The organism is Bacillus sp. CFBP9009 (assembly GCF_036541465.1).
Taxonomy (GTDB): Bacteria; Bacillota; Bacilli; order Bacillales; family DSM-1321; genus Peribacillus.
Genome location: NZ_JAZHFU010000001.1, coordinates 318,069 through 332,812, shown reverse-complemented (window position 1 = coordinate 332,812; position 14,744 = coordinate 318,069). Strand labels below are relative to the sequence as shown.

The window sequence follows — 14,744 nt, the reverse complement described above, 5'->3', positions numbered from 1 at the left end:
GGATTTTCGGAGATATAACTGGATTTCCGGAGATATATCTCTATTTTCGAAGATATAACTGGATTTTCGGAGATATATTTATTTTCGAAGATATAACTGGATTTTCGGAGATATATTTCTATTTTCGAAGATATAATTGGATTTTCGGAGATATATTCCTGTTTTCGGAGATATAACTGGATTTTCATACAAATCCTCAAAAAAAAACCTGAGTTCCCAAAGGGGAGCTCAGGTTTTTTCCATTGGTATCAAGCCACATCTGATTTATCGAATTGACAATCTTTTAATGCTATTAATTTGGTCTTGTGATAAAACTTATATCCTAACCAGACTACCAGGAATATCGGTAATCCGATATAGGAGACGGCGACGCCATACCAGTCGATGCTGCCGCTTAGGAATGCTCCATAATTCTGTCCTGCTATGACGAGCATGCACAGGGTGAATGAAAGAATCGGACCGAATGGAAACCATTTTGCTTTATATTTCAATTCGTTTAGGTCACCACCCTGTGCAACATAGGCACGTCTAAAGCGATAGTGGCTTATGGCGATTCCAATCCAGGCGATGAAGCCGGTCAGCCCGGATGCATTCAATAGCCATGTAAATACATGGTCCCCGAAAATGGAGGTCAAGAAGGCGAGTCCTCCAATTAAGGATGTCATGATCAAAGCATTCATCGGAATTCCCCTGCGGTTGACTTTAGCCAGGAATTTGGGAGCTTGTTTATCTTTTGCCATCGACCATAACATCCGCGTTGATGCATATAGCCCCGAGTTCCCTGCGGATAGTAAGGAGGTTAACACGACCGCATTCATGACGGATGCCGCGAATGCCAGTCCTGCCCGTTCAAAGACAAGCGTGAAAGGGCTCACAGAAATGTTTTCAACATCTCCGTTCAACAAACTTGGACTTGTATACGGGATTAAGAGGCCGAGTATCAGGATGGCCCCGATGTAAAATAAGAGGATGCGCCAAAATACTTGGCGGATCGCATTCGGAACATTTTTTTCGGGTTCTTCACTTTCTCCGGCAGCAATACCAACAAGTTCAGTTCCTTGAAAAGAAAATCCCGCGATTAGAAAGATTGAGATGATCGATAAAAATCCTCCCTTGAATGGTGCCTCATCCATGGTGAAGTTTTCAAATCCGATCACCTTTCCGCCAAAAACCCCCAATATGGTCAATAGACCAATAATGATAAAGAAAATGATGGCGACGACTTTTATTAGTGCAAACCAATATTCAGATTCACCATAGCTTTTAATGGATAGGGCGTTGAGGGTGAAGACGATTCCAAGAAACAATGCGCTCCATATAAGGCTAGGTACATCAGGGAGCCAAAATTTCATGATGATGGCTGCTGCAGCTATTTCCACGGCAAGGGTGACTGCCCAGTTAAACCAATAATTCCAGCCAAGTGCAAAGCCGAATGCGGGATCAACAAAGCGTGTGGCGTAGGTGGAAAATGATCCCGACACAGGCATATATGTCGCCATTTCCCCTAAGCTCGTCATCAGGAAATAAACCATGATTCCAATGCAGGCATATGCAGCCAGGGCACCACCAGGCCCTGCGCTCTGAATGGTTGCCCCGCTTGCCAGGAATAATCCGGTTCCTATTGAACCGCCAATGGCAATCATGGTCATATGCCTTGCTTTCAGTTGCCTTTTAACTGTCGGTTCTTGATTATCGGGATGCCTTTTAACTGTCGGTTCTTGATTATCAATGAGATTCATATCCATATGGTTCCTACCTCATTTTCTTTTATAGTTAAAAGTTCAAGAAATATAAGAGTTTTTAACAACCGCTTTGTGAAAGACTGAAATATTTCGCTTTACTTGCTGGGATGCTTTCCAGTTTAATTGCCATTGCCTGGTATCGTCTCCCTATTCCCGGCCTGGGTGACCCCATCCTGCTCAGTCTCCATTCCACACCATTGAATTAAAGTAAGAGCAATGATCTCCGCTGTGGAGAAAACGTTGTCGAGCAGGATGTATTCATTTGGATAGTGGGCAACCTCGGTTACTCCTGGCCCGAACACGATTGCAGGCGTTTCACCGACATGTGTCAGCAATCCCCCATCCGTTCCCCAAGGGGATGCTTCAATGACAGGGTCCTGTCCGGCTACTTGCCGATATTGATGAACAAGCGCATTCATCAATTCATGCTCTACGTCGATTGCTCCCGGAACCCAACGTGCCCCGAACCATTCCAATACTGGTGGGTTTTCCTTGAACCATTGGTCCACTTCCACCAGCTGCACTAACCAGGCAGCCATTTCGTCTTTCGCCTGCTCCATCGTTTCCTCCGGCGCAACGCCCATCCTTCCTTCGATTTTCACAAGGTCGGGAACGGATGACGGCCAATTACCGCCTTCAATGACACCTAGATTGATAGGAATCGGAATAGGCGTGTTCTGATAAAGCGGATCACTGATACGTGCATTTCGCTTGTCTTCCAAGGCACGAATATGATTGATGACAGCCATACTTTTTTCAATCGCACTAACGCCTTCATACCTTGTTCCGCCATGTGCTGACCGTCCTTTTACATGGATCCGGAACCACATCGAACCCTGCTGTTTCGGAAAGATCCTCATATTCGTCGGTTCAGGGATCAGGGCGGCATCGGCTTTATATCCCCTCAGGACGGCCGCTAATGTTCCGGCTCCGCCGCTTTCTTCTTCAATCACACTTTGAAATATGACATCTCCCTTTAATTGGATGCCATTTTCCTTCAATGCCTGCATCGCAAGGATCAGCGATACATTTCCACCCTTCATATCGGTTACTCCGCGTCCAAACATTCTTCCATTCTTAATCGCTCCGCTATATGGGTCGTCGTCCCACTGATCCCGGTCTCCATCCGGGACCACATCGATGTGTCCGTTCAAAATGATGGAACGTCCGCCTCCAGTCCCTTTCATGATACCTACCACATTGGGGCTGTTGGAAAATTCACTGCGTGGAGAATAGAAATAAGAATGCTTTTTCAGCTCTCCGCCGTCAGGTTCCCAACTATCGATCTGCAAACCCATTTCCTGCAGCTTTTGTACGACGATGGCCTGTGCCCCTGCTTCATTTCCTTGCGTACTCGGGGCTTGTACCATTTTTTGCAATAGGTTTGTTCCTTCTTCCCGATGATCCTCTATCCATTGGTTTATCCGTTTTTTTATATCCGGCACATTTATCCTCCTTAAATACACATATTCTCATAGATTACTGAAAGTCCCATTCCACCTGCCATACACAACGTTACCATTCCGTACTTAACTTGTGAACGCAACATTTCATGCATCAGTGTGACTGTCAATTTTGCACCTGTTGCTCCTACAGGGTGACCAAGTGCAATTGCCCCTCCGTTGACATTGACAATATCCTGATCCAAATCTAACTCCTTGATCACTGCAAGTGCTTGGGCAGCAAAGGCTTCATTAAGTTCAATCAGTCCGATATCCTCTAACGATAGACCTGCTTTTGCCAATGCCTTTCGAGTCGCTGGTACGGGTCCAATCCCCATAACTCCAGGTTCAACTCCTGCACTGGCGAAAGCCTTTATTTTCAAGAGCGGTTTTAATCCCTTTTCTTCTGCTTGCTGTTTGGACATTAATAGTACAGCTGCAGCTCCATCATTCATAGGACAGGCATTTCCTGCCGTAATGGTTCCTTCATTTTTGAATACTGCTGGAAGACTGGCTAGTTGATCTAGATGAATGTCCTCGCGTACCCCTTCGTCATGGTTGAAGATTTGAAGTCCTTTTCGATCCTTGATTTTAAGCGAAATAATTTCTCTATCAAAGCGACCCTCTACCATAGCTTTCCAAGCCTTCTTGTGGCTTTGATAAGCAAATTGATCCTGTTCTTCACGACGGATACCGTATTTTTCAGCCAAGCGCTCGGCAGTTATTCCCATATGTTCATTTCCCAAGGAACATATTAATCCATCTGCCAGCAGAGCATCCTCCATCGTTACGTTTCCAAATTTACCGCCCCATCTATTTTTCACGATATATGGCACATTGCTCATGCTCTCCACTCCGCCGGCAATGATTACGTCTTCTTGACCAGCAGCGATAGTTAAAGCGGCGTTGGTAATGGCCTTTAAACCTGATCCACATGCTTTGATTACAACGTGGCCTGGGACACTGTGTGGGAAACATGCCATCTGCGACGAAATTCTGGCCGAGTTAAGTCCGCCTCCGTGGACATAGCCATGTCCGAAAATCACTTCATTTACCTTTTCTTTAACTAACCCAGAATTATCCATTAAACCTTCCAATACTTGACGGCCCAATTCGGTAGCTTTAACATTCCGTAGTGATTTGCCAAAGGATCCAACTGCAGTTCGCGCTCCAGCAACGATGACAACCTCATTCATGCTTTTTTCCTCCTCTTACCTATTCAATGGTGTTGACAGCAGCATGGATTTTCAACGTTGCCTCCGTATTCCTTAGCACATCATCCACTGTATATGGCGCCATGACTTCCTTTAGCACCAATCCCTCTTCAGTAACTTCCATGACTGCCATATCCGTAATGATTAAATCCACACTCTGCCTTGCCGTCAATGGAAGCGTACAAGTCTTCAATATCTTCGATTCACCCTGCTTATTCACGTGATTCATCAGGACGATCACCTTTTTGGCTTTCTGGGCAAGTTCCATTGCCCCGCCCATCCCCGGCACCCGCTTTCCTGGGACGATCCAATTCGCCAAATCCCCTTTTTCACTGACTTCCAAGGCTCCAAGGATGGTGATGTCGATGTATCCTTTCCTGATCATTCCAAATGCCATTGCACTGTCAAAGTATGAAGCGCCCATTACAGTGGTGATTGGAAACCCTCCCGCGTTACAGAGGGCAGGATCTTCTTTCCCTGGATCAGGACTTGGACCTGTACCGAGAACTCCGTTTTCCGCATGGAACATCACAGAGATATCTTGAGGAATATGGTCCGCCACCAGGGTAGGGATGCCGATGCCTAAGTTGACGATCAATCCGTCATGAATTTCCTTGGCGGCGCGTTTCGCGATGCGATTTCGTAGATCTACTGCCATGCCCATTTCCAATTCACCCCTTTAGTCGGAATCACCATATCTACATAAATGCCTGGTGTGGCAATACATTCCGGATCCAATTCGCCTGCAGGAACGATTTCATCCACTTCCGCAATCGTGAAGGCTCCAGCCATCGCTACGAGCGGATTGAAGTTACATGCAGTCTTGTCGTACACTAAATTCCCAAGCGAATCTGCCTTTTTGGCATGGACGATGCTTACTTCAGCCGTCAAAGCGGTTTCCACCAAATATTCTTTTCCTTCTATCTTAATCTTGTTCTTGCCTTCTTCGGCTATCGTACCAATCCCGACATCGACAAAAATCCCGCCTAAGCCTACACCGCCAGCACGAATCCGTTCGGCCAATGTCCCTTGCGGTGAAAATTCGACTTGCAGCTTTCCTTCAGTCATGAGCCTGCCAGCATTAGGATTGGATCCGATATGCGAGGCGATCACTTTCTTTGCCCTTTCAGCAGTCACAAGCCGGCCTATGCCAATGTCAGGAAATCCAGTATCATTGCCAATCAAGGTCAATTCCTTAACGCCCTTGGCAAGGATACCCTGTACGAGCGTAGGAGGAGTTCCCACCCCTCCAAATCCGCCATACATGAGTGTGCATCCATCGGAAATATGCTCCAGTGCTTCTTCTAAGGTCACAATTTTGTTTTTCTTCGTAATGACCTGCTTCATATCGTTCCTCCTAAATAGCCTGCATGTCCTCAATCAAACCTTCCGCGTACAATTCTTGCTGCAACTCTGCGAGGGAAGCTTCGAGTATCTTGACGAGGCGATCGATTTCTTCATTCGTAATGATTAATGGCGGAGATAAAATAACCGCATCGCCAGCGATTCCTTCAATCGCACCTGCAGCAGGATAGATTAACAACCCCTTCGCAAAAGCCTTATTGACAAGCCTTGTAGTCAGGCCGATTTGCAAGTCGAATGGAGTTTTTGAAATCCGATCGGAGACAAACTCAAGCCCAAGGAGCAGCCCTTTCCCTCTTACGTCACCAATGATGTCGAATTTCTCAGCCAATCCTTGCAGCTTCTTAAACAGATATTGACCTTTCTTTTCCGCTGCCTGAACCAGGTCATTTCCCTCAATGTAGGAAAGCACTTCCAATGAAACGGCAGCAGATAAAGGGTTTGCACTATATGTGTGTCCAGCCATGATTGATTTCGAGCCTTTTAAAATGGGCTCCATGACACGGTCAGTAACCATTGTGGCTGCCATTGGAGTATAGCCTGCGCTCATTCCTTTACCCAATGCGATGATATCCGGAGTGACTCCCCAGTGTTCCATCGCGAACATTTTTCCTGTCCGTCCGATTCCCGTCATTACCTCATCGGCAATAAAAAGAATGTCATAGTTTTCGCAGATTTCCTTAATCCTTTGATAGTAGCCATCCGGCGGTGTTACAGCACCAGCGGATGCTCCGATTATGGGTTCTGCGATGAAGGCGGCGATATTCTCGGATCCGACCCTTTGAATGGCTGTCTCCAGTTCATTTGCACACTGAAGCTTGCATCCGGAAGTTTCATTATTATAAGGACAGCGATAACAGTATGGAGCCGAAATGCTAGGGAAATCCTCCAATAGCGGCACAAAACGCTTTCTTCTTGGTACATGGCCGGACATCGATAAAGCGCCCATCGTGATCCCGTGATAACTCGTCCACCTGGAGACGATGCGGTTTTTTCGCTCAAACCCTTTTTCTTGCCAATGTTGAATCGCGATCTTCATCGCCGTTTCGGTCGCTTCCGATCCACTATTCACGAAAAATGACCAATTCAAATCCCCTGGAGCCAACTCACTTAGCTTTTTGGCCAATGCCTCTGCGGCTTCACTCGTAAAATGAGACCTATATGCAAAAGAAACTTTGCGGGCCTGCTCCGTCATTGCCTCGACAACATCCAATACGCCATGGCCAATACTTGCTGTGACCGCTCCTGATGATCCATCTATATACTGATTTCCATCTATATCATAAAGATAAATTCCATTCCCATGAGAGATAGTGGGATAGTCATGATCTAAAGTAGGCTTAATCAAATAATTGCGTGTCATGTCATCTCTCCTTTTAACGTTCGTACCCACTGTGCAATATCTATTAATCAATTAAGTTCTTAAAAGGAACCGATCCTAAAAGGCTCATCCTGAATCAGGATGGATTCTGTAGGGCAGCCTTCCATAGCATCTTGCATGTCATCATGCAAGGTTTCAGGAACCTCGGCAATTCCTTGATTATCGTCCAAGATGACGAAAGCGATCCCTTGATCGTCATAGTCATAAATCTCAGGACCTGTTGAACCGCATGCCCCGCACGCAATACAGGTTTCTTTATCAACCCATGTGTATTTAGCCATAAAAACAATCCTCCTACTTGAGGGATAAATCTTTACCCCAAATATTCATGTCCTCATACTTATCCCAAATATTGCAATTCTTCGTTAATCTGCCACCATATTCATATCCCAGCTGATGAAAGACGGCGTTCATGCCCATTGACAATGAACGCGCTAATGAATAAGAGCAATAAATGTTTTTCCTGAACAATTCTTGTTCCAAGGCGGAGATGAGCACCTTCATGAAACCATGCTTCCGATGCTGGGGAATTGTTGCACAGTCCGTTAATTCAGCATTGTGATACATCTCATTCACTTCCGCGGATGCAGCACTCACGATGGTTCCTTCATATTCGATAACACTAAAGATCGTACCTTCCTCCATCACTTTCTTGATATATCGCTCATCATTCATCGGTGTAGGATAGGTTTCAAAGATGGCACCATATAAATTCGCCAGCTCTTTTGCATCTTCAACCGTAGCAAACCGGAGGATATAATCCTTAGGTATTTGCTGAGATTCAATCAGTCTAGGAATCTGACTGACATCTTGGATGACTTTATCTTCCTTGACCCAAAAGTCGCTTGTTCGCCTTTCATCCGTTAAATAGAAGGCCATGCAATAGGCATCATTCCCTTTGAAATACTTGCTCAATATTCCTTCCAGCATGAATCCCTGACTCAATGCAGCGGATAAATCTTCATTCCTGGCTTTAAGTATCACTTTAGTTAAGCCCTGCTCCTTTGCGATGGCAAGGGCCCGATCGATCGCTTTGTTGATATTTCCCCGATAATCATCCATGCGTAAGCGCTGATTGGCATGATCATGATAGAGTTCCATCGTATAACAATCCCCAGTCTCCATTTGGGTGAAAAAAGGCAGCTTTTGAACAGGCATTATGTACCCCCCTTATTTAAAGAATTCGGGAGAAGAGATGCATATCATCCGCTTCTCCCGGCATTCTATTTCCAATTAAATAATTTTTTGACAGGTGCCTGAAGAAGCTGATCATACGTAAACTCATCAGGATATTCACTCACATCATAGATGGATAAGGCTTCATCCACCTTTTGATTCATCGAATCAGACACATAGATTCCACATTCAGGACAGTTCAAGGCTGGAACTTGAAGGACTTTTATTGAGCGTTTCCCGTCAGGCATGATCCAGTAACAGTCCTTCTTTTCACTTTCTTCTACGTTTGGGGTATTGCACCACAAGCAGTCCATCTTCATTCCTCCTTGCCATCAGATTTCACCGAGCCACTGGCGGCCATGGCGTTCTTTTTTTCTTGGGCTAACCTTAATTTTTCCTTCATTTCATCCCGTTTATCACGGCGATCCTTCAAGGAAGCATGTTCATCAGTGCTTTCATAAGCTTTTCTCTTGTCAAGACGACGAAGGCCCTCCGGCACCAAGTTGAATTTCTCGTCCGTCATGAGAGCGGAAATCCCGACGGCTTCTTTCCTATCCGCAGTACCATACACATCATCAAAGTAAGCATCCGCACTGCCGGCAACATAATTCTTCGGCTCCGGATAGCTTGTGATTACTCCTTCAAAGTTCCGTAAAACGACTTTATCCGGACTTTGCGAAAGAAGGTAATTCGGAGTCAAGGCAATCTTTCCGCCACCGCCAGGAGCATCCACCACAAAGGTTGGCACTGCATATCCTGATGTATGGCCCCGCAGCGCTTCAATGATTTCCAGTCCTTTTGAAACCGGCGCCCGGAAATGGCCAATCCCTTCAGATAGATCACATTGATAAATGTAATAAGGTCTTACCCTTGCTTTAACACAGTCATGCATAAGCTTTTTCATGATATGTACACTATCGTTGATACCAGCCAGGATGACTGCCTGATTACCAAGCGGCACTCCTGCCATCGACAGCATATCACATGCTTTTTTCGCTTCATCCGTCAGTTCAAGTGAATGATTGAAATGCGTATTTAACCAAACCGGATGATATTTTTTCAGAATATTACATAAATTTTCAGTAATCCTCTGCGGGAAAACGACCGGTGCACGTGTGCCGATCCGAATGATTTCCACATGCGGGATGGCACGTAAGTTACTCAATACGTATTCAAGGATCTTATCATTGATCAACAGGCCGTCTCCTCCAGAGATCAGTACGTCCCTCACTTCCGGAGTGTTCCGGATATATTCAATCGCCCCGTCAAGCTGCTTCTTTGGAACACCCATGCCGACCTGACCTGAAAAGCGGCGTCGCGTACAATATCTGCAGTACATGGAGCATTGGTTCGTTACAAGGAACAGAACGCGATCCGGATAACGATGCGTCAATCCTGGAACTGGGGAATCCTCATCCTCATGCAGCGGATCCTCCAAATCATATCTTGTCTTGTTCATTTCTGCCGAAAGCGGTACCGACTGTAAACGAATCGGACAGCGAGGATCATCGGGATTCATCAAAGAAGCATAATAAGGTGTAATGTTCAATGGAATCGTTTGAGTCGAAATCCGGACTCCTTCTTCTTCTTCCGGTGTCAGGTTGACGACCTTTTTCAGATCATCCAGTGTTTTAATCGTATTGGTCAACTGCCAGATCCAATCATTCCACTGCTCTTCCGTTACATCCTTCCACAATTCGATATCATTATAATGCCTGCGTCCACCTAGGTATTCTTTATGTTTTACATCCATTCCCATCAAATTCATTAATAATGCCCCCCTTATTATAAGAACTTATCTATATACTCTCGCAAGAATGATGCCAACATTGATAACAAGGAAAACATAAGCAAAAGGGGGCAAACCAAGCTTAAAATCGCAAGATATTTTTCATTACGCATAATTTTTTGCAGCCAAATTCTTTGCGCTAAAAAAAAAAACAAAAAAAGAGGATCTCTTTTACAAGAGAACCCTCTTCAAGTTACATCATTACCAAGATAGTGATAGCGTTTCCAAAAAAAACTGAATTTACTTGGATTCCTTCGATCCTGCCGTATAAACTTTTTCAATGCCGTACTTGTTTAACTTATATTGCAGTCCCTGTCTTTTAATATTGAGGGCTTCTGCCGTTTTGCTGATATTCCCGTTATATTTCTCAAACATGTTGATGATCATTTCCCTTTCCATTTCTTCAAGAACAACAGGTAAATCAATCCTGCTTTTCAATGGGGTAGGATGGCTCTGCTCATTTGCTATTGCGTAATTTCCTGAAGGGAAAAGATAGGCAGGAAGATGATGTTCATCAATCATATCTTCCCCTGCGTCCATGACGTTAAAGGTCAACTCGATGGCATGTCCCAGTTCACGAATGTTCCCTGGCCATGGATATTGAAGAAGCCGCTGCATCGCCTTATGACTGATCCCGCGCACTTCCGTAAAAAATGATTTGTTGAATTTTTGAATAAAGTGATTGACGATTTCCGGAATATCCGTTTTACGCTCCGAAAGAGAAGGCATCTGGATCGTCACGACATTGAGGCGAAAGAATAAATCAGAGCGAATGATTCCCCGCTCCAACGCCTCTTCCGGAGAAATGTTCATCGCAGCAATGATCTTCACATTAATCTTTTGCTCCTTCGAACCTCCAACACGGCGCACCTCACCTTCCTGAAGCACTCGCAGCAATTTTGCCTGCAGGCCGAGGTCGAGGCTATTCAGCTCATCAAGGAAAAGGGTACCGCCATTTGCCTGCTCAAAAATGCCCATGCGATCCATCGCTCCGGTAAAAGCCCCTTTCGTCGTGCCGAACAGCAGCCCCTCCATCAATTCCTTGGGAACAGCCGCACAGTTTTGCGCGATAAAAGGCTGATTTCGCTGAGCACTTACATTATGTATACTTTGCGCGACAAGTTCCTTCCCTGTCCCTGTTGGTCCATAAATCATGACTGGGGAATGTGTACGGGCCGCTTTTTTCGCCAATGAAATCGCTTGCTGAAAAGCAGGGCTATTTCCGATTAAATCACTAAAATGATAGGTCGCCGTCCCTTCAGAGAACTTATTTTTCCTATGGGTCTCGGCCAGCTGGGAACGCAAATCGACAATTTGGTCATACATATTCATGACCTTCGTAATATCCTTTGCGATTTCCACTGCCCCAATAATTTCACCATCCTCATACAAAGGATACGTACTATTGATGGAAGTTATCTTTTTCTCCTTTAAGTTGACATATGTTTGAATGGACTCAATCGTTTCATTGCCTTTTTCCAATGCTACATGCAGCGTACTGGATTCATCAGTCAATGAAGGATAAAGCTGAAAAATATTCTCCCCCAGCACCTGCTCACGATCAAGCCCGTCGATATGTGCCATCATTTCATTGTAAAAAACCGTATCCCCATCTTTATTCACAATATGGACCCCCACATTGATCACATTCAATATCCATTCAAATTGAGTGGAAAACTGATTTACTGAAGATTTCATTTCTTCATCTCCGTTCTCTGTCATTTGATAGAATCACCTGTAAATTATAGCATTTAATGGGAAACATTCATCTCTTTATTCTTATTAAAATCAAACTTCAACACAAAGGCAATAGAATACTAAGGTCAAATAAAGGAATATCGCATTTAGCCAAGAAGATTATATAAGAAAATATAAAATTCTAGGGGTGAGTCGGATTACAGAACGAAGCAAAGAAACGAAAATAGAAATTAAACCGTGGGAAGATAAAGACCTTGAATTACTATTTCAACTAAATGCCCCAGAAATGATGGAACATCTTGGCGGACCAGAAAGTAATGAACAAATCCTGAAACGCCATCAACGGTATCTACAGATTGGAGAAAAAGGATGCATGTATAGCATCAACTCATTTCCAGAGGCAGAGGCGGCCGGTTCCGTTGGCTACTGGCAAACAGTGTGGAACGATGAAAATGTGTATGAAATCGGTTGGAGCGTCCTCCCTTCCTTCCAAGGAAAAGGAATCGCATCCCATGCCGTTAAGACACTGATAGAGAAAATCAAAGCCGAACGAAAATACAAATATATTCACGCTTTCCCTTCCATCAATAATCCTGCATCAAACGCGATTTGCCGCAAGCTCGGCTTCACCCTCATCTCCGAATGTGAATTCGAATACCCGCCGGGGAGCTTTATGCGATGCAATGATTGGTGCTTGGAACTTGAATGAATTCTTTAGGATTTTTCCGGGGGAAGTCGAATTATGCCGGGTTTAGGTGAATTATTTCCCGGGAAAGTCGAATTATTCCCGGGTAGGACGGATTACATCCCATCCGCTAACATACTGCTGAACTCCGCTTCTTTTAGAATTTCTTCAGTGTCTGTCTAAATGGATAAAACCTGAATATGAAGTTTTATATCTTAATGTTGGTTAGGTTGATTCTCTGATTTTAAGTTTGGTAGGCAATTTAATAACGTCGCGCTTTAATTTCAAATCATTACTTAAATATTTAATCAATTCTATTACAGTGCGTTGTCCTAATTCCATAATTGGTATATCGATTGTGGTTATGGTGGGGGTTGTGACTTGGCAAATAGATTGATTATCATAACCAACTATAGCTAGGTATTCCGGTATTTTATAGCCCAACATAGTTGCCTTTTTAATAATTCCTGCTGCGACCTGATCATTTCCAGTAAATAAGGCAGTAGGTTTTTCTTTTAATTTTAATATTTCATCACAAATACGAAATCCATCTTCAATATTAAATCCATGTCCAAATATCCAGTCTTCATTATGTAGTATATTATTATCTGCTAAAGCTTTTAAAAACCCCTCTTTTCTTTGAATCTGAGCCTGACTATAAGAAGTATCGTAGCAAAAACCTATCTTCCTATGGCCTTTTTTTATTAAATGATTGACAGCTTTGTATGTCGCTTCGAATTCGTCATAACCAATAATTGGTATAGAGGCGAAATCATGGTATTCATTACACAGTAAAATTGGGCCGTATTTCAAATAAGGCTTTATTAAAATCCATTCATTTTCTAACGCTCCTAAAATAACCCCATCTACTTCTCTATTCTTTAATTTTCCCATAACATCTAATTCATTTTTCGAATCATAAAAGGTTTGAAATATAAGAACTTTATAATCATTTTCCAATGCTGCTAGAGATACTCCTTTAACCAATTGTGCAAAGAATGGATGATCAAATCTTGGGACTAATATTGCAATCGTTTTGGTTTTATTTGTCCTAAAATTCCGGGCAAGTGAACTTGGTGCATAATCAAGCTCTTCAATGACCTTTAAGATTTGTTCCCTTTTTTCTTTTGATACATATGGATGATTATTTAAGACTCTAGATACCGTTGTTTTTGAGACGTTACATATCTTGGCAATCTCGCTAATTTTCGTCATTTAATCCCATCCTTGTAATAAGTGGTTGACATGTTATCGATTTCAGAAGTTATTATTAAACCGTTCCTAACATATCAAATAATATCAATATTTTCCTGAAATGTATTTTCAAAAAGTTATTGAAGCGATATTTTCAGCTAATGGAGGGATTGTTTTGTTATTGAATAAAAAGGGCGGGTTTCAGTTATTGCCAAATGTTGATGACCCAAAATACATTGTATTCTGTGATTTTGATGAAACCTATTATCCTCACTCCATGAGTCACGAGAGACAGAAAGATTTATATGAACTTGAAAATTACTTAGAAGCAAAAAGTAATGATGAAGAACTTGTCTTTGGCTGGGTCACTGGGAGTAGTATCGAATCAATATTACATAAAATGGAACATGGTGGATTCAGATTTTTCCCGCATTTTATTGCAAGTGACTTAGGTACCGAAATCACCTATTTCTCAGAAAATAACTTTTTGGAAAAGGATCCAGATTGGCATTCACAGATTAATATCGAAGAATTTAATAAACGGAAAGTCGATGAAATTTATAATGTTCTACTCAACGGCAATATACCATTGATTCCTCAGACTCAAATGGGAAGTTCTCGCTATAAAAGAAATTATTATTATCAAATACAACATGAATCTGTCGACAAGAAGAACTTATCCACTATCCAGAGGGTGGCCAAAGAGTACGGGATAGGGGTAAATATCAATCGTTGTAATCCCCTTGCCGGCGATCCTGAAGATAGTTATGATATAGACTTTATTCCATTAGGTACTGGTAAAAATGAGATTGTACGATTTATGCTAGACAAATTCGGGCTGAGTCGGGAGCATGCCTTTGCTTTCGGGGATAGCGGAAATGATCTGCTCATGTTAAAAAGTGTTAAACATGGTTACCTTGTAGAGAATGCAACTCAAGAAGCCAAGGAAGCTCATACTAAAATAGCGACAGGTACGTACTCTAAAGGAATACTAACAACTTTGCAATCCATAATTAATATTTGAAAGTATAAGTAATGAAAAAAGGTAGTTGGTGCACTTT

The 14,744-nt window shown here is 43.2% G+C and carries 14 protein-coding genes; 2 read left to right on the top strand and 12 right to left on the bottom strand.

The features are described 5' to 3' along the window. Nucleotides 1–248: 248 nt before the first annotated feature. From V3595_RS01745 to V3595_RS01695, 11 genes are all read right to left on the bottom strand, one after another. A complete protein-coding gene (locus V3595_RS01745; protein WP_485905206.1) occupies nucleotides 249–1,745 on the bottom strand; it encodes an amino acid permease in 1,497 nt (498 codons plus the stop codon). A 116-nt stretch (nucleotides 1,746–1,861) separates the two neighbouring features. Beyond that, a complete protein-coding gene (locus V3595_RS01740; protein WP_485905205.1) occupies nucleotides 1,862–3,187 on the bottom strand; it encodes a peptidase in 1,326 nt (441 codons plus the stop codon). 11 nt (nucleotides 3,188–3,198) lie between these two features. Then, nucleotides 3,199–4,380: a thiolase family protein gene (locus V3595_RS01735; RefSeq protein ID WP_485905204.1), complete on the bottom strand. Its 1,182-nt coding sequence runs from the start codon at nucleotides 4,378–4,380 to the stop codon at nucleotides 3,199–3,201. A 19-nt stretch (nucleotides 4,381–4,399) separates the two neighbouring features. Continuing rightward, nucleotides 4,400–5,062 carry a 3-oxoacid CoA-transferase subunit B gene (locus V3595_RS01730; RefSeq protein ID WP_485905203.1) on the bottom strand — a complete coding sequence of 221 codons (663 nt, stop codon included), beginning with the start codon at nucleotides 5,060–5,062 and terminating at the stop codon, nucleotides 4,400–4,402. Beyond that, the gene (locus tag V3595_RS01725; protein ID WP_485905202.1) at nucleotides 5,047–5,745 is read right to left on the bottom strand and encodes a CoA transferase subunit A; all 699 of its coding nucleotides are present in this window, start codon (nucleotides 5,743–5,745) and stop codon (nucleotides 5,047–5,049) included. Before V3595_RS01725 ends, V3595_RS01730 begins: the two co-directional genes overlap by 16 nt. 10 nt (nucleotides 5,746–5,755) lie before the next feature. Then, on the bottom strand, nucleotides 5,756–7,123 hold the full coding sequence (locus V3595_RS01720) for an aspartate aminotransferase family protein (RefSeq protein WP_268592649.1): 1,368 nt from the start codon (nucleotides 7,121–7,123) through the stop codon (nucleotides 5,756–5,758). Between the two features lie 59 nt (nucleotides 7,124–7,182). After that, nucleotides 7,183–7,422 (bottom strand): ferredoxin, encoded by a 240-nt coding sequence (locus V3595_RS01715; protein ID WP_249597255.1) that lies wholly within the window; start codon nucleotides 7,420–7,422, stop codon nucleotides 7,183–7,185. Nucleotides 7,423–7,435: 13 nt separating this feature from the next. Next, entirely contained in the window at nucleotides 7,436–8,299 is an 864-nt protein-coding gene (gene ablB / locus V3595_RS01710; RefSeq protein WP_485905201.1) for a putative beta-lysine N-acetyltransferase, read from the bottom strand. Between the two features lie 65 nt (nucleotides 8,300–8,364). Then, the gene (locus V3595_RS01705; protein WP_057276913.1) at nucleotides 8,365–8,631 is read right to left on the bottom strand and encodes a YokU family protein; all 267 of its coding nucleotides are present in this window, start codon (nucleotides 8,629–8,631) and stop codon (nucleotides 8,365–8,367) included. Nucleotides 8,632–8,633: 2 nt separating this feature from the next. After that, nucleotides 8,634–10,070, bottom strand: coding sequence for a lysine 2,3-aminomutase (gene kamA / locus V3595_RS01700; RefSeq protein ID WP_485905689.1), 1,437 nt, complete (start codon nucleotides 10,068–10,070; stop codon nucleotides 8,634–8,636). Nucleotides 10,071–10,346: 276 nt separating this feature from the next. After that, a complete protein-coding gene (locus tag V3595_RS01695) occupies nucleotides 10,347–11,828 on the bottom strand; it encodes a sigma-54 interaction domain-containing protein (RefSeq protein ID WP_485905200.1) in 1,482 nt (493 codons plus the stop codon). A gap of 172 nt (nucleotides 11,829–12,000) precedes the next feature. On the opposite strand from V3595_RS01695, the gene V3595_RS01690 reads away from it, so the two are divergent. After that, nucleotides 12,001–12,513, top strand: coding sequence for a GNAT family N-acetyltransferase (locus V3595_RS01690; RefSeq protein ID WP_485905687.1), 513 nt, complete (start codon nucleotides 12,001–12,003; stop codon nucleotides 12,511–12,513). A 201-nt stretch (nucleotides 12,514–12,714) separates the two neighbouring features. Here V3595_RS01690 and V3595_RS01685 read toward each other — a convergent pair whose 3' ends face one another. Further along, nucleotides 12,715–13,704, bottom strand: a complete 990-nt coding sequence (locus tag V3595_RS01685) for a LacI family DNA-binding transcriptional regulator (protein ID WP_485905199.1) — start codon at nucleotides 13,702–13,704, stop codon at nucleotides 12,715–12,717. A gap of 154 nt (nucleotides 13,705–13,858) precedes the next feature. On the opposite strand from V3595_RS01685, the gene V3595_RS01680 reads away from it, so the two are divergent. Then, nucleotides 13,859–14,707 (top strand): HAD-IIB family hydrolase, encoded by an 849-nt coding sequence (locus V3595_RS01680; protein WP_485905198.1) that lies wholly within the window; start codon nucleotides 13,859–13,861, stop codon nucleotides 14,705–14,707. Nucleotides 14,708–14,744 lie beyond the last annotated feature (37 nt).